This is a genomic window from Cnuibacter sp. UC19_7 (assembly GCF_042699995.1).
GTDB lineage: Bacteria > Actinomycetota > Actinomycetes > Actinomycetales > Microbacteriaceae > Cnuibacter.
The window spans coordinates 1,840,107-1,855,760 of record NZ_CP170560.1 but is presented as its reverse complement, the minus strand read 5'-3'; the positions used below and the strand labels follow the sequence as shown (position 1 = coordinate 1,855,760).

Genomic DNA, 15,654 nt, shown 5'->3' with positions numbered 1-15,654 from the left:
TGGCGGTTATGTGCTGGGATGGAGTGATGACATCCGACGTGGTCGCCCCGCATGCTCCCGGAGAGCTCGAGTTCGTCCGCGCCTTCGTCAACACCTGGGACATCGAGGACGATGTCGACCGTCTCGGCGACGAGGCGTCGTGGACGTCGTGGGCGGCCGACGTCGGTATGGATGCGGGCGGGTCGCCCTCCGCCGACGACCTCGCCGCCGCGCGCGAGCTGCGCGAGCGCCTTCGCGACGCGCTGCTCGCGAACCACGACCGCGCGCCCCTCCCGCAGCCGACGGCGGACGCGCTCAACGCCGCCGCCCGCCGTGCCGGGGTCGTGCCGAGGTTCGGCGCCGCGGGCCTGTCGCTCGAGGGCGCCTCCGGGGGGTTGGATGCGGTGACCGCTCGGGTGCTCGCCGCCGTCGCAGCCGCCCTGGTGGACGGCTCGTTCTCGCGCCTCAAAGCGTGCACGAACGACACCTGCCGCTGGGCGTTCTACGACCACTCCCGCTCCCGCACGGGCCAGTGGTGCTCGATGGCGGTCTGCGGAAACCGCGCGAAGCAGTCTCGCCACCGCGCCGCCGCCCGCGGCGCCGCGTCCTGAATTCGATCGACAGCGCCCTACGGCGATTGCTATCATAGCTGATATCACGATGAGGAGGCGGCATGGGAGCGATCGCGGTTCGGGGTCTGGACGACTCCCTTCTCGCTGCCCTCAAGGAACGGGCCGCAGCCCACGGGCGGTCGACCGAAGCCGAGGTGCGGGCGATCCTCGCGGATGCGGTGGCCTCACGCGGGTTCGCGCAGTCGTGGCTGGATGCCACCGAGTCGCTCCGAGGGGCGGATGTGGCCCTGCCGACGAGGTCTGCGGGGCGAGTCATCGAGCTGTGATCGTCCTCGACACGAACGTCCTCTCCGAGGTGGTGCGCGACGCGCCCTCACCTGCGGTCCTCGAGTGGATGCGCTCGGTCGACGAGACCACTGCTGTCACCTCCGTCTCGATCGCAGAACTGTCTTACGGCATCCGCCGCCTGCCGCGCGGCGCCCGGAGGGACGGTCTCATCGACGCTGTTGAGACGGCGCTGGCGAGGCATCCTGCGCTGGTGCTCGACTTCGACGAGCGCGCCGCACGCACCTACGGCTTCCTGCGGAGCGAGCGGGAGGCGATCGGCCGGCCCATTTCTGTCGAGGATGCGATGATCGCCGCCATCTGCTCCTGCCGGGGCGCGTCCCTCGCCACGCGCAACACGGCCGACTTCTCCGACCTCGGTCTGCACCTCATCGACCCATGGTCGGCCTCGCCTTCTCTCGACGGGTGAACCCGGCCCACGGCAAGCGTCGGCTGGCCTCCTGACCCTCGCCGGGGCCAGCGGAAACACGGTCCGGAAGCAGCTGGCGGCGCGTTCGGGGCAGTACGATCACATCCGTCCGGTCCGGCCGAGCCACCGGGCCGACGGGGGCGAGAAGAGGAGCCGATGACGCAGGACTACGGGGCGCAGCCGCCGATCGACGGTGCGGCGCAGCCTGCGATGCCGGGCGCACCGTTTGTCCCGATGCCCCAACCCATTCCGCTGCCCCCGCCTGGCTGGCACCCCGATCCCGAAGGCAGCGGACGCGACCGCTGGTGGACCGGGTCCGCGTGGAGCGACACCTATGCCAAGGCGCCTCCGCAGGGCTGGCTGTACCCGCCTTCCTACTACCGCTCGATGCGTCCCGGCCTCAACCGCGACGCGTTCATCGCGCGCTTGACCCTGCCGGCCGCGGGGCTCCTCATGCTCGTCGGCTTCGTGACGCTCATGGTCCTGAGCGCGACGAGGGCGGCAGCACCCAACCTCGTCGCCGGAGCCCTCACGTGCGTGGGCATTGCCGCGGTGGGCAGCATCGTCGCCATCGTCGCAGGGATCCGCGGGATCCGTGCAGCGGCCCGCCTCGGTGGCTTCGGGGTCTCGGTCTGGGCCATCGTCAGCGGTTCGATCGTCTTCATCTGGTGCCTGAGCATCCTCGGCTATGCCTTCATCCCGCTCGCCCTCGTGAGGTGAAGGGATCGGCGCGCCGAGGCCCTGACACGAGCAACCCGGACATGACGAAGGGGCGGATGGCCGAAGCCACCCGCCCCTGAGACGCAGAGCCCGCCCGCTTACGCAGCCGCAGGGAGCTCCGCGTCCGCACCCGCGCCGTCCGCGCCGGCGCCGTCCGCAGCATCAGCGGAAGCGCCCGAGCGCACCGACAGCGTCCCACCCGCCGCGCTGAGGCCGGAGGTCGCATCGATCGTGACGTGACCCCCATCCGTCAGCTCGCCTGACACGAGGAGGTCGGCGATCGCGTCGTCGACGTTGCGTTGGATCACCCGGCGCAGGGGCCGGGCGCCGAACTCGGGCTCGTAGCCCGCATCCGCCAGCCAGTCGACGGCGGCCGGGGTGACCGACACCGTGATCGACCGGGTCGCGAGCCGAGCCGACGTGAAGCCGAGAAGGAGCGACACGATCTGGCGCAGCTGCGCCTGGTCGAGCTTGCGGAACAGCACGATCTCGTCGATCCGGTTGAGGAACTCGGGCCGCATCGCCTCACGCAGCTTGCCCATCACGCGGTCGCGCAGCGCCTTCTCCGAGCCGAAGCCCGTCGTGTCGCCAGGAGTGACCGCGGTGAAGCCGAGCGCACCCGACCGGGAGGCCAGGAACTCGGATCCGAGGTTCGACGTCATGATGATCACGGCGTTGCGGAAGTCGACCGTGCGGCCCTGCCCATCCGTCAGGCGCCCGTCGTCGAGCACCTGCAGGAGCAGGTTGAACACATCCGGGTGGGCCTTCTCGATCTCGTCGAGCAGGATCACCGTGTACGGGTTGCGGCGCACTCGCTCAGTGAGCTGTCCGGCCTCGTCGTAGCCGACGTATCCGGGAGGGGCGCCGATCAGCCGCGAGACGGTGTGGCGCTCGCCGAACTCCGACATGTCGAAGCGGACCATCGCCGAGGCGTCGCCGAACAGTGACTCCGCGAGCGACTTCGCCAGCTCCGTCTTGCCGACGCCGGTCGGGCCGAGGAAGAGGAACGAGCCCACCGGGCGGTTCTGATCGCCCATGCCCGTGCGGTTGCGGCGCACGGCCTTGGCCACGGCGGCCACGGCGTCGTCCTGTCCGATCACGCGCTCGTGCAGCTCGGTCTCGAGTACGGCGAGGCGCTCGCGGTCGGCGTCACCGAGGCGCGAGGCTGGGATGCCGGTCGCCCGCGAGATGACGGCCGCGATCTCGGTGTCGTCGACGATCGGGTCGCCGGCGGAGCCGTTCTCGCGGGCCGTCGCAGCGGCGCGGCGCGCGACGGCGTCGTTGAGCTGCTGCTGCACGTCCTCGATCTCGTCGCGGATGCGCGAGGCCTCCTCGTAGTGCTCGGCCGCCACGGCGGAGTTCTTCTCCGCCTCGAGGGTCGCGAGCTGAGCGAAGAACGACGAGGTGTCGATCTCCTCGGCCCGCTTGCCGAGCTTCAGGCGAAGCCGGGCGCCGGCCTGGTCGATGAGGTCGATGGCCTTGTCGGGCAGGAAGCGGTCGGTCACGTACCGGTGCGAGAGCTCGACGGCGGAGCGGATCGCGGCGTCGGTGTAGGTGACGCCGTGGTGCTCCTCGTACGCGGGGCGCAGTCCGGTGAGGATGAGGACGGAGTCCTCGATCGACGGCTCGGGCACCGTCACGGGCTGGAACCGGCGCTCGAGGGCCGGGTCCTTCTCGATCTGGCGGTACTCCTTGAGCGTGGTCGCACCGACGAGGTGCAGCTCACCGCGCGCGAGGCGGGGCTTCAGGATGTTGCCCGCATCCATACCCTCGCCCGATCCGGACCCTCCGGCCCCGACCACGGTGTGGATCTCGTCGATGAACACGATCAGCTCGCTCTTGTGCGCGCTGATCTCGTCCATGAGCTTGGTGAGACGCTCCTCGAAGTCACCGCGGAAGCGGGTGCCGGCGAGCATGGCGGGCAGGTCGAGTGCGATGACGCGCTTGTCCTGCAGCTGCTCGGGCACGCTGCCCTCGACGATGGCGCGAGCGAGCCCCTCGACGATCGCGGTCTTACCCACGCCCGCCTCGCCCACGAGGACGGGGTTGTTCTTCGTGCGGCGCGAGAGGATCTCGACGGTCTGCTCGATCTCGTCGAGCCGCCCGATCACGGGGTCGAGGTCGCCCTCGCGGGCCATCTCGGTGAGGTCGGTGCCGAACTGGTCGAGCATCGGGGTGTCGGACTCCTGGTCCGTGCCCTGCGGGGTGCTGGTCTGCGTGTTCTGCCCTTCGTACTCGCCGTTCGCGCCGTTTGTGCCGTTCTGCCCGTCGCGCATCCCGGCCGTGAGGGCCTCGGGGGTGACGCCCGCGTTCTCGAGCACCTGCCCGGCGGGCGAGTCCTGGTTGATCACGAGCGCGAAGAAGAGGTGCTCGGGGTCGATGTAGGTCGATCCGGATGCGCGTGCCACCTGGTAGGCGTGGAACAGCGCGCGCTGAGCGGACGGCGTGATCGCGGGCGCGTTGGTGGTGCTGGCGCCCGTCTGGGCCTGGGGAAGCCGCTGGTCGGCGGCCTGAGCGATGCTCGCGGGGTCGATGCCGAGTCGGCGCACGGCGTCGCTCGCCGGCTGCTCGGTGACGATCGTGCGAAGGATGTGGAGCGCGTCGAGCTCGTTCTGTCCGTGCTCGAGCGCGAAGCGGCCGGCCTTGGCCAGAAGCTCCTGGGTGCGCCGCGTCATGTAGCGGCTGATGTCGATAGAGCGCTGCTGCGATCGCGCGGCGCGCTCGCCCTCGAGGTAGCGGGCGAGGAACTCGTCGAACGAGTTGCTGCCGCCCTCTTCGGGTCCGAAGTTCTCGGGCACGTGTCCTCCTGCGTTGAAACTTGAGTGCCTTACGCTCAAGTACAACGCGTGGGGGAGGCTGCTATTCCCGAGGGTCAATACGGCCCCCGACTGCTGCCACAGGGCTGCAGTCGATCGATCAGGCGTACAGGCGAACTGCGCTCCGAATTGACTCGGCGTGCTCGTAAATGTCGTCCAACGCGTCGATTGGGTGCCGAGTCTCCACCTTCTCCGCGTCGAACAGACCGAGGTACTTCTGCTTCTTCCCGTTGAAGTGCAGGCGCGCGATCGGCTTGCGGTTGTTGTCGTCGAGGAGGATCGCGAAATACGACTTCGCGTCGCGGTGGACGACCCGGTGTGGCTTCACTTCGGCGCACGCGATCGCTTTCACGATCTGGTACCCCTCGAGCTCCTCGAGCGTGGTCTCGATCTCGGTGTCCCGATCGAGATCGCTCTCGACCACGGGCTGGCTCTGGATCGCCTCGGCTGCGGCCGGTCCGGAGGAGACGGGGAGTGCCGTGGCCCCAAGAGCTGTCTTCAGCCGATCATTGACCTGCTCGGTGAGGAACTGCTTCGACGCCTTCGCGACTAGTGTCGAGAACTGCTCGCGCACCCTCTGGGTGAATGCCCCGTCGTAGACGCGGCTCGTAAAGAATTTCACCCATTCGTCCGATGGCTCTCTGAACTGCCCAGCGATCTCCCGCTTGAGGGCGCCCACGTACTTGAGTTCTTCGGCTCCGCTGATGATCGAGTCGAGGTCGAACGCGTCCTTTGTGAGCTTCTTCAGCTCGGACACGAGGGTCTCGTCGATGTCCGCGAGGTCGAGAACCAGGAATGGCTTCTCGTCCATCCGGTTCGGCGCATCGAGGTCGGTGTAGAAGTTATAGACCTCCCCGTTCGTGAGCACCGCGATGCGCGCATTCGTGACGCCGAAGTACCGGAAAAGCTGACTGGCGTGCTCGATCCTCAGCTGTCCTGTCGAGCTTTTGCATTCGATGAGGATTTGAACCTCACCGTCGCGCATGATCGCGTAGTCAATCTTCTCGCCGCGCTTGACGCCGACGTCCGCCGTGAATTCGGGTACGACCTCGAGCGGGTTGAACACGTCATACCCCAGGATCGTCGAGATGAATGGCATGACGAATGCGTTCTTCGTTGCCTCTTCGGTCTGGATTGCGTCTCGCTGGTTCTGCACCTTGGTTGCAAGCGCGGCGAGTCGTTCTTCGAACTCCATTGTCGGTCCCCCTCGGACTTCCCCTTAGCAAGACGATAGGTCAATGCGCCGACATTGATGCTGTCGCCGGCTACCCCATTTCGGGAGGGGTGCCGCTCGGCCGGAGGGCGTTCCTCCTTTGGCTCGTTTGAGCGACTGATAGGTTGACGCTATGGCGTCGACCACCGTGATGACGGAACTCGAGACGTTCGCTGGGGAGCGGGACTGGGCGCAATTCCACACACCCGAGAACCTCGTGAAGAGCATCTCCATCGAAGCCGGCGAGCTCCTCGAGTGCTTTCAGTGGAATCCCGACGCCGATCCGGAGCGGGTGACCGACGAACTCGCGGACGTCCTCACCTATTGTCTCCTCTTGGCCCAGCGCCTCGGGGTGGACCCTGACCAGATCGTGCTCGACAAGCTCGCGAAGACGCGGGAGAAGTATCCGGTGGACAGATCGCGGGGGCGGTCCACGAAGTATGACCAGCTCTGACATTCGCAAGCTGCCGTTCTCGCGGACGGCGATCAGCAGGTGGGCGCCGAGCGATCACCGCAATTCGAACTGGCCCGTCGTCTACATCCTCGACGGTAAGAACGACCCCAAGCGTCGTGGACGTGACGGCGCCAAGCGCGAGGTCTACGTCGGCGAGTCCCTCAACGTCGCGGCCAGGATGCGCCAGCACTTCGAGTCAATCGACAAGAGCCGGCTGTCGAGCCTCCGCAAGATCGTCGACGACACGTTCAACAAGTCAGTCTGCCTCGACCTCGAGTCATACCTCATCCGAATGCTCGCCGGCGATGGCAGCTACGAAGTCCTCAATCGCAACGACGGGATCGTCGATGCCGACTACTTCGATCGCGAGCGGTATCGAGCGTCGTTCCGCGAGATCTTCGAACGGCTGAAGCTCGACGGCGTCTTCACCCGCGGCATCCACGAAATCGAGAACAGCGACCTCTTCAAGCTCTCACCGTTCAAGTCGCTCACGTCCGAGCAAGCGATCGCCGTTGACGGCGTGCTCCGTGGACTCTTCGCTGACCTTGCCAGCGGGAACAGCAGTACGACGGTGCTGCAGGGTGACCCTGGGACCGGCAAGACGGTGGTAGCGATCTACCTTCTCAAGCTCATCGTCGACATCCAGAGCTCGACATTCCTTGAGGAGCTCGACAGTGATTCGTTCTTCTCCGACTTCTTCACAGACGCGCACCGGGACGCCCTGAAGGGCTTGAACATCGGAATGGTCGTTCCTCAGCAGTCGCTGCGGGAGTCCATCAAGCGAGTCTTCCGAAAGACGCCCGGGTTGCACCCGGAGATGGTGATGACCGCCTTCGACGTGGGGCAGTCGCCCGTCGACTTCGACCTGCTCATCGTCGACGAAGCCCACAGACTCAATCAGCGGGCAAACCAGTCGTCGGGTGTGCTGAACAAGAAGTTCGGTGACATCAACGTGCAGCTCTACGGCGTGGACGACACGTCGATGACACAGCTCGACTGGATCCGGGCCAAGAGCCGCCACCAGATCTTCCTGCTCGATGCGGCGCAGAGCGTGCGACCCGCGGATTTGCCGACCGCGATACTGAACGACCTCGTCGCTGGCGCGAAGACGAGCGAGAGGCTTTATCCGCTCGCCTCGCAAATGCGCGTTCGGGCAGGGGATGACTACATTGAGTACGTCCGGAGCATGCTGCGTGCTGGCCCGGCAGAGCGGCCGAGCGTAGCGGTATCGCCGCAGTCCTTCGGTGACTATGACTTGCGCCTGTTCGACGACATTCGGCACATGCGGGCGGAAATTGAGCAGCGTGACTTCGAGGTCGGACTGTCACGAATGGTCGCCGGATTCGCCTGGAAATGGAAATCAAAGCGGGATCGCTCCGCGTTCGACATTGAGATCGACGGCCTCGAGCTGCGCTGGAACAGTACGCAGGTCGACTGGATAGCGTCGCGGGAGTCGCTCAGCGAAGTCGGGTCGATCCATACCGTGCAGGGATACGACCTCAACTATGCCGGCGTCATCATCGGGCCTGATCTCCGCTGGGACGAGGACGCTCAGCGGATTGCCGTGAACCGGAGCTCGTACTTCGACAAGAAGGGCAAGGAGGACAATCGCGCACTGGGCGTGACCTACGGCGACGAGGATCTGCTGCGGTACGTGCAGAACATCTACGCAGTGTTGCTCACGCGAGGGATCCGAGGCACCTACGTCTACGTTGTCGATCCTGCGTTACGCGCGCACCTTGCTCGCTTCATTCCTGCCGGTTGATCCGTTGGTGGGAGGTGACGTCTCGGTGAACGAGACTCAGGTCGTCCTCGTCGTGGCAGGGGTCTTCTTTGGACTGCGATTTCTCGGGCGTCGAACCGATTTCGGCCGACGTGGGGCCGGCGAAGCTCGAGGCCATCGCCACCCCTCGATCGATCGACTAGCCGAAGAGCTTGATCGTCTCTAGTCGGCGGTCTCCGACACTGACAATGAACGGAGCCTCAAGCGCCGCACGACGGAAGATCGCAGCCTCGTGCAGAAGAAGACGTGCCGCCTTCTGCGCTCCGGTGAGCTGGTTGCTTCCCAATGCGAACACTCGGGCCCCAGCAGCGATGACCGTTCTGGCTTCTGCCGGCCGCTTCGCTATCGCCTTGTCGCCTGTCAGCAGCACCTCGCCCCCGGCTGTCGCATCCTGAATCCAGTCGATGTCGGCGAGAGCCTGTGCCGACACCGCTCCGTAGCGCTCGCGCATGCTCACGACCGCCCACCCGGCGGCGCGGAGCGCTCCTGGGACGTGATGATCCCCCAGGCTGCGATCGGTTAAGAACCGCAGTTCGGGAGTGGGCATGTTCAGGCAGCGGCCAGCGCAAGGTTCTCGACGGCGGGAGCCGGGATGTCGTAGTCGGCTGCGACATCCACGATCGTCTCGCCCGCCGCGATCCGCGCGAGTACGTCTTCGACGCGGATGCCGTACTCGGTGAGGGTCGGGCGTCCGAAGTTGATCTGCGGGTCGATCGTGTACTCCGCGCCAGACGCGCGTGGCACCCGAATCTGGCCGATGAAGCCATTGCGGTAGTCGACCTGCTTCAGATGCTCGCGGACGATCTCGCCGAACGTCGTCTGGCCGTTTCGCACGACGACGAGCCTGTTGTCGTCGAATGCGGCGTCGCGCTGTCGGAGATCCCAGAGGATGTCGGCCCCGTCTGTCTTGAGACGGTCGCTCGCCAGGGCATGGTCGAGTCCGATCTGAGTCCGGAGCTGTTCGAGCGCAGGGCGAATGCGTGCGACAGGGACTCCGGCTCGCGCGAAGGCGCGCACGATCCACGCCTCGGCGAGGCCGATGAAGGGAACTGTGTACCCTCGGCCCGGTCGGTCGATCGTGATGAACCCCTGCTTGCGGTTGCCCGCGGCGGTCTCGTAGCCGGTCGCCCAGTGGTTGAAGGTGGAGGCGGGCATGCCGAGCATCCCAGCGGCTTCGCTCTGCGTGTACAGAGGGTTCAACAGTGACTGATCCACGAGGTACCTCCCTCCATCACCTCGATTAACGCGCTTCCCGGACACCACCGCGGGGGCTCGCGATCAAGCCAGAGAGTAGCCGAGAGCGTGCCGGCTGGCGATGCTCGGCGGCGTCATGTGCATAACCTTCCTGCCAGACGCGGTTGTGGACGAGCCGAGTGATCGGCAGTGCAGCTACAGGACGCTGACGGCATCGCGCCTACCCACAGAGGACCACTGCGAATGCCCCCGAGGATGTTCGCGTCTGAACCACCTTGCCGTCGACCGAGATCTCGCATGTGATCGACCCGCTCCATGCGTCGCTTTGCGCGCTCACGGTGCCGCGCTCGTAGGCGCCGGGCGCGGACGATCGGACGAAGGTCGTCGACCAGGGCAGCGCCGCATCGTTCGCTTGCTGGATCGAGAAGGAGCCCGGGGCGGACCACGTGATGAGGCCAGTGCCGGACGTGCCCGTCACGGTGAAAGTCACCTCGTGCCCGGCTTGAACGTCCACTCTCGACCCGTAGGGCACCATGGTTCCCGGCGCTGTCGACTGCCCGAGAACCGACCCCGAACTTACGACTCCGAGTCCTCGGGAGGAGAGACCCGCTTGATTGAGCGCCTGCTTTGCCTGATCGATCGGCAGCCGCATGAGGTCCGGTACCGTCACAGACGGCCAGGCGAGCGTGACACCTAGCGGGCTGCCAGGACTGGCAAGCGTCGCCGGCGACACCGATTGGGACAGCACGGACCACGTGCTCGAATCGCCGAGACCAGCTGCCAAGGCATCCTTCTCGTCGTATCCCCAGTAGCTCGCCTCGAGTTCGTCGAGAGACGGGGTGAAGCCAGGAGGCAGCTCACCGCTCCACGCCGTCTCGAATGTCGAGGAGCGCAGTAGGCCGGCATCGTGAATGGCGGCCTGAGCAGCGGCGTAGGTCATTCCGGTCAGGTTGGGTACCTGTGCAAGGGGGATCCTCACGGTCAGAAGTACCTCTGACCCGGCAACGGCCGTCTCGTCAGGACCTGGGCTCGACGTGACGACTGTCCACGTGCCGACGTCGAGATTCGGGGGCAGATCGAAGGCAGTTCCAGTCAGCGGAGGAGCGGCCTCCAAGCCGAGCTCTTCGGCGGCAGAGCTCAGCACCTGCGGGTCGACGTCGGTGGCCACGCCCGCTCCGGACTTACCCGATTCGTGGACAGGAAGGATTCCAAATGCGGCGTGACCCTCGAGCCCGTGCTCCTTGAGATCGCCCAGCGCGTTCTGCAGCGGCTTTCCTTCAATCGAAGGTAGCTCGATGTGGTCAAGCTCGAAGTCGTACGCGACCGAGGACCCCGGGAACACTCGTTCACCCGCGGCTGGGACTTGCGAGGTGATGGTCGTGAACGCGGCCAGGTCGTCGGCGGGCGTGGTCGACGCGGAGAACGAGAGTGCTCCAGACGAGGAAAGTCCGTTGACCTCCGAGACGCTCAGACCGATGAGCGTCGGCACTGTGACCTTCTGTGCCTCGACTATGCCCCACGTGCCGAGGGACAACGCAGCGATGCATGCGACTAGCGCTCCGCCGGCGATAGCTCTGAATCGTGGATGGCTTTTCACAGCGTTCCATCGCGAGCGGCCGCGAGACGGCGTCTGAACTCCATCTGACTCTTTGGACATCGATCGAACCCCCTACAGATCCCCAGCGTGACGATAGGTCACTCCGGCTGTCGGCGTCGCTCCCCAGTTGGAGTGACGTCAGAGCCCGTCATCAAGGCGAAGCAGGGGAGGCGGTGGCTCCCGCGGAGGATGGCGAGCATCTATCGGGCGTGCGCAGGCTCGTCGGGAACACCCCACCCGAATCCGCCGTTTCCCCCCTAGTTCGCCGCAGGAGCGCGCCACGAGAATGCGGAGTGGTCGCGCACCGCGACCGACCCGTGCCCTCCGTCGACAGGACGACCATGCGCCTCCGTGCTCCCGCCACCGCCGCCGCCGCGGCGGCCCTCGCCACCTGCGCGATCCTCCTGCCCGGGGCGGGCGCGTCGGCCGCCGACCCGATCCCCCCCGCTGCACTTCGTGGACGGGGTCGCGGGGTCGGGTGGGCCAGGCAGCTCCGTGACGGCGATGGCGATCTCCACCGACGGCAGTACCGGGTACGTCGTCGACGGGTCCAGCCGCATCCGCATCTTCGACACCGCCACTAACACCGTGACGGGTCAGTCGTTCGACTTCGCGGGCATCGGGGTCGGGCTTCCGGTCGACGTGGCCGTGCCCGTCGATCGGGACGAGGTCGACGTCGCCACCTCGAACGGGTGGATCATCCAGCTCAACCCCGACGGCACGCAGCTCGCGACCAACGGACTGCCCGGGACGGCGCTCGCGGGGTTGGCCACGGTGGAAGGTGGGGCCACCGTGGTCGCGTCCCCCGCGGAGGCCGACCCCACGCGTCTCCTTCGGTTCAACCTCGGGTTGTCCGTGTCGCCGATCCCGTTCGCCCCCGACACGCCCACGACGCCCGCGCCATCGTCTCTCGCGCGGATCGCAGCCGGGCCGGGCACCGGGTTCGACAACGACGTGCTCGCCGCGGGGACCGCCGACGGCTCGGGTGTGCTCTACGTCTTCGACAGCCCGTTCTCTCTCGGGGCAGGCGTTCACGATCCTGCTGCCCGGGACCAGCTCGGCCGGCGACGTGGTGATCAGCCCGTCCGGAGACCAGGCGCTCGTCACCGCGCCCGCCGCGAAGAAGGTGTTCCTCGTCGACCTCGATCCTCTGTCGTCCGGATTCGGCACCATCACCGCCACCATCGACCTCCCGCACCTCGCCGTCGCGGCGGCCTGGGCGCCGAGCGGCGGGCGGGCGTACGTCGTGGGCGACAACGGCGTCGCGACGATCGACACGGAGGCGGGCACGCTCGCATCCGACGTGCTCGTCGACACGGCCGACGCGGCCGCCGTCGTCTCTTCGCCCAGCGGCAACCGCGTGTGGACGGGGGATGCGGAGGGCAGCGGGGGGATCGGGCTGCTGTCCGCCTCAGACGCGGCCGCTCCGCCCAGCGCGGTGGGCACGGTGGGGGAGGCGTTCTCGGATGCGTTCGGCGCTGTGCGCTTCGACCTCCCCGTGACGTGGAGCGTGCAGCCGGCGCTGCCCGACGGGCTCTCGTTCGACCCGGTGACCGGGGTCGTGTCGGGGACGCCGTCCGTCGCCTCGGCGGCGACGGAGTACACGGTCACCGCGTCGTCCAGCGATGGGGATGCGGTGCCGGTGACGTGGTCGCTCACGGTCAGCGCGGCCGCGGTGCCCGTGCCGTCACCGGGGCCGAGCACTCCGGGGACCGGTGGGGCTGGGGTCGGAGCAGCGCCATCCGGCGGGCGCGGTTCGCTGGCTGCGACCGGTGCGGATGCGGGGCCTGGGCTGGCCATCGGCGGGCTGCTCCTCGCAGGTGGGCTGGGTGTGTGGGCATCCGCGGCGCGACGACGGGTGGCCCGGCGCGGGTGAGGCGTCCGCCGTGCGACGATCGTGCTCGCGCAGTTCGTCCACTGCGGCGTTGCAGCGTCGAGTGCTCATCGTGGACACGATCGAGCGCGACATCGGGCGCATTTCGAGCAGCGGATGGCGCAGGGGTGCTGCGGGGGTGTCCCGCGCGCATCGCGCTTGGTCGGCGCGGCTCCTCCGCTGGCGCGGTGGCGTGTTCGAGTGCTCACTCCGCACGTGATGGGGCACGGGATCGAGCCGATCGTGAGCAGCGGATGGCGCTGGTGCCTCCGCGAGGGGGACCCACGAGGACCTGACGCGGTCAGCGTCTCTCGTTCACCACCGCATCCGCGCCAAGCATGGCCGCGGGAGGTGCATCCGCCCACTCGAGCGTCACCGCGGCGAGCGCCGTGCGGGAGGGGAGCCCCAGCCGCTTCAGCGCGGCGGCGAGGTGCCGCTCCACCGTCTTCTCGCCCACCCCCAACGCGGCGCTGATCTCCGCGTTGCGGCGGCCGGCAGCTGCGAGCGAGGCCACCTCGCGCTGGCGCGCGGTGAGCACGCGCGCATCCACCGCCCGCTGCCCGCCGAGCACGCCCGCCGCCTGCGCGCGTGTGTGCGAGTCCGTGATGCGGAGGATGTCCTCGACGTGGGTCTGCACGGTCCGCGCCGAGAGGAACAGCACCTGCCCGATCGCCGCATTGCTGTGGCCCTCGACGAGGAGCGTCGCCACCGCCCGCTGGCGCGGGGTCATCACCGACCGGTCGCCGCGGAGGCTCGACGAGCCAGACGCAGGCACCGTCGCGAGCTCGCGCCAGTTCCTCGCCGCGACCGCGCGGACCGCCTCGTTGCCCGTGGCGTCGGCCTCGCGGGCGATGCGGAGGAAACGGGCCGCCGCCTCCGCCGGCGCGTTCGCGGCGAGGGCGCTCGCCTCGATGAGGAGTCCGCGCAGCACCTCGGTCGAGGCCCCCGCGCTCTCGTCGAGGCGGACGGACGCGGCGGCCAGCGCCTGCGCCTCCGCCAGCCGTCCCGCCGACAGCGCCACCGCCCCACGCGCTCGCGACACCGACGACGCCGCGACCGCGTAGCGCGCGAGGGCCCCCGTGCTGCGCAGCAGGACACCCGCGCGGTAGCGGTCGCCGCGGGCGAGCGCGGCCTCGATGAGCACCTCGGCGGCGAAGGCGCGGTCCCACACCTTGCAGCGGTCGAGGTTCGCGCCGGCGGCCGACACGAGGAGCGCCGCCGCCCGCTGCAGCTGCCCCATGTTGCGGAACGCCCACGCCACATACAGGCAGGCGCCGACGGAGAGGTAGTTCACGTTGCCGCGAGTCCGCGTGAGGACGGTCTCGGCGAGCGCCGCCGAGCGGTCGCGGTCGCCCGTGACGGCGGCTCCGTAGCAGCCGATCGCCAGGAGGACGGTCATCGCCCGGGGCGGCACGACGGATGCGCGCTGCTGGAATCCCTGCGCGATCGCGATCACCTCGTCTCGCCTGCCGTGGAACGCGGCACTCCGCGCGGCCAGCAGTTGCAGGGCGACGGCGGCGCCCTCGGCCCCGGGCCGTTCCGGTGGGGCGTCGACCTCCTCGTCGAGGGCGACCTGCCCGGGGGCCAGGCCCGCGGCGGCGATCAGCGCATCCGCCTGCTCGAACGCGCCCGAGCTCAGGGCCGCCTCGGCGAGGAAGTAGCGGTGCAGGAGGGCGTGGGCGTCATCCTCGACAGGGAGGTCTGGAGTCGAGAGGCTCACGGCATCCGGATCGGTGCCCGCCGCACCTCCATCCCCGCCCGCGCCGGTGTGGGCCGCCCCATCGCGTCCCGCCATCGCCTGCGCCATGGTCGCCGCTGCGCGCGACAGCCGCTGCACCGTGGGCGCGCATCCGGCACCGTCACGTGCGGCCTGCGCCGCGAACCGCGCTGCGCGGTCGAACTCGCACGCGATCACCGCCGCGATGGTGGCCGCGATGCCGTAGAGCGCCCGATCCGCCGGATGCGCGCTGTCGGCGAGGGCGGACTCGATCCGGGCGAGGTGCTCGGCCGCGTCGCCGTTGAAGACGTCGAGCAGTGCGGCGTCGACGCACGCCCACGCGGGTTCGCTACCGTCCACGAGCAGCACGCGCCCATCATCGTGGATGCGAGCGCTGAAGGGGAGGGCCTGAACGCATCTCGATGTGTGGATGCAACGCGATTCCGCCGAAACCCGCACCCGGCCGGTCGGTGCGGTGCAGACCGGTGCGGGGCGGTGTGGCGTCTCAGGCGGCGGTCAGCGCTGCGGATCCCGGGTTGTACTTCGGCCGTGTCCACCGGCTCATCGACGTGTTGTGGAAGGCGGCGATCCGCCACCCCTCCGCCGTGCGGACGAGGGTGAACGTCTGGAGCTTGTCGAGCTCGATCGCCTCCGGATCGGTGTCGATGCCGCCCGCGGTCAGCACGCTCACCGCATCCGCCCCGAGCACCTGCACGGCGAGGGGCTCGACGCGCAGCCGGGTGCCGGCCTGCCACTTCGTGAACACGTCGCGGTGGTTCTCGGTGATGGCCTCGCGGCCGAGGAGTGCGTCGCCGAGGAAGATCACGTAGGTCGCGTCGTCGGTGAACAGGGCGCCGAAGGCGTCGGCGTCACCCGCATCCCATGCCTCGAGGTAGGCGGTGAGGATGCGATCCACGGCGTCGTTCGCCTCGGCGATGGTCAGAGTGTGGTTCGTCATCGGAGTCTCCTCTAGCGTCGGAAT

The 15,654-nt window shown here is 68.2% G+C and carries 15 protein-coding genes; 7 read left to right on the top strand and 8 right to left on the bottom strand.

The window, feature by feature from the left end; all coding sequences use genetic code 11:
* Positions 1–26: 26 nt before the first annotated feature.
* The 4 genes from ACFJGV_RS08700 (at position 27) to ACFJGV_RS08685 (ending at position 2,025) form a co-directional block, all read left to right on the top strand.
* On the top strand, positions 27–590 hold the full coding sequence (locus ACFJGV_RS08700; protein ID WP_378148369.1) for a CGNR zinc finger domain-containing protein: 564 nt from the start codon (positions 27–29) through the stop codon (positions 588–590).
* 62 nt (positions 591–652) lie between these two features.
* Positions 653–877: a toxin-antitoxin system gene (locus ACFJGV_RS08695; RefSeq protein ID WP_378148368.1), complete on the top strand. Its 225-nt coding sequence runs from the start codon at positions 653–655 to the stop codon at positions 875–877.
* Entirely contained in the window at positions 874–1,305 is a 432-nt protein-coding gene (locus ACFJGV_RS08690; protein ID WP_378148367.1) for a type II toxin-antitoxin system VapC family toxin, read from the top strand. The genes ACFJGV_RS08695 and ACFJGV_RS08690 overlap by 4 nt, the downstream gene beginning before the upstream one ends.
* 234 nt (positions 1,306–1,539) lie before the next feature.
* A complete protein-coding gene (locus ACFJGV_RS08685) occupies positions 1,540–2,025 on the top strand; it encodes a DUF2510 domain-containing protein (RefSeq protein ID WP_378148366.1) in 486 nt (161 codons plus the stop codon).
* Positions 2,026–2,123: 98 nt separating this feature from the next.
* Here ACFJGV_RS08685 and ACFJGV_RS08680 read toward each other — a convergent pair whose 3' ends face one another.
* A complete protein-coding gene (locus tag ACFJGV_RS08680; RefSeq protein ID WP_378148364.1) occupies positions 2,124–4,823 on the bottom strand; it encodes an ATP-dependent Clp protease ATP-binding subunit in 2,700 nt (899 codons plus the stop codon).
* A 118-nt stretch (positions 4,824–4,941) separates the two neighbouring features.
* Entirely contained in the window at positions 4,942–6,036 is a 1,095-nt protein-coding gene (locus ACFJGV_RS08675; protein ID WP_378148363.1) for a type I restriction endonuclease, read from the bottom strand.
* Positions 6,037–6,187: 151 nt separating this feature from the next.
* Here ACFJGV_RS08675 and ACFJGV_RS08670 point away from each other — a divergent pair, with 151 nt between their 5' ends.
* Both ACFJGV_RS08670 and ACFJGV_RS08665 read left to right on the top strand, forming a co-directional pair.
* Complete coding sequence (locus ACFJGV_RS08670) at positions 6,188–6,508, top strand: nucleotide pyrophosphohydrolase (protein WP_378148362.1); 321 nt, start codon at positions 6,188–6,190, stop codon at positions 6,506–6,508.
* Positions 6,495–8,273: a DNA/RNA helicase domain-containing protein gene (locus ACFJGV_RS08665; protein ID WP_378148360.1), complete on the top strand. Its 1,779-nt coding sequence runs from the start codon at positions 6,495–6,497 to the stop codon at positions 8,271–8,273. The genes ACFJGV_RS08670 and ACFJGV_RS08665 overlap by 14 nt, the downstream gene beginning before the upstream one ends.
* Before the next feature lie 157 nt (positions 8,274–8,430).
* On the opposite strand, the gene ACFJGV_RS08660 is transcribed toward ACFJGV_RS08665, so the two are convergent.
* The 4 genes from ACFJGV_RS08660 to ACFJGV_RS08645 form a co-directional block, all read right to left on the bottom strand.
* Entirely contained in the window at positions 8,431–8,838 is a 408-nt protein-coding gene (locus tag ACFJGV_RS08660) for a hypothetical protein (protein ID WP_378148359.1), read from the bottom strand.
* Between the two features lie 2 nt (positions 8,839–8,840).
* Positions 8,841–9,551, bottom strand: coding sequence for a DUF433 domain-containing protein (locus ACFJGV_RS08655; RefSeq protein ID WP_378148357.1), 711 nt, complete (start codon positions 9,549–9,551; stop codon positions 8,841–8,843).
* A 154-nt stretch (positions 9,552–9,705) separates the two neighbouring features.
* The gene (locus tag ACFJGV_RS08650) at positions 9,706–10,974 is read right to left on the bottom strand and encodes an MmpS family transport accessory protein (RefSeq protein ID WP_378148356.1); all 1,269 of its coding nucleotides are present in this window, start codon (positions 10,972–10,974) and stop codon (positions 9,706–9,708) included.
* Between the two features lie 704 nt (positions 10,975–11,678).
* Complete coding sequence (locus ACFJGV_RS08645) at positions 11,679–11,906, bottom strand: hypothetical protein (protein ID WP_378148354.1); 228 nt, start codon at positions 11,904–11,906, stop codon at positions 11,679–11,681.
* Positions 11,907–12,067: 161 nt separating this feature from the next.
* Here ACFJGV_RS08645 and ACFJGV_RS08640 point away from each other — a divergent pair, with 161 nt between their 5' ends.
* Complete coding sequence (locus ACFJGV_RS08640) at positions 12,068–12,958, top strand: putative Ig domain-containing protein (protein WP_378148353.1); 891 nt, start codon at positions 12,068–12,070, stop codon at positions 12,956–12,958.
* 298 nt (positions 12,959–13,256) lie between these two features.
* Here the strand turns inward: ACFJGV_RS08640 and ACFJGV_RS08635 are convergent, their stop codons facing one another.
* Together ACFJGV_RS08635 and ACFJGV_RS08630 are read right to left on the bottom strand one after the other, a co-directional pair.
* Positions 13,257–15,041 (bottom strand): LuxR C-terminal-related transcriptional regulator, encoded by a 1,785-nt coding sequence (locus ACFJGV_RS08635; protein ID WP_378148351.1) that lies wholly within the window; start codon positions 15,039–15,041, stop codon positions 13,257–13,259.
* Positions 15,042–15,177: 136 nt separating this feature from the next.
* Positions 15,178–15,630 carry an SgcJ/EcaC family oxidoreductase gene (locus ACFJGV_RS08630; protein ID WP_378148350.1) on the bottom strand — a complete coding sequence of 151 codons (453 nt, stop codon included), beginning with the start codon at positions 15,628–15,630 and terminating at the stop codon, positions 15,178–15,180.
* Positions 15,631–15,654 lie beyond the last annotated feature (24 nt).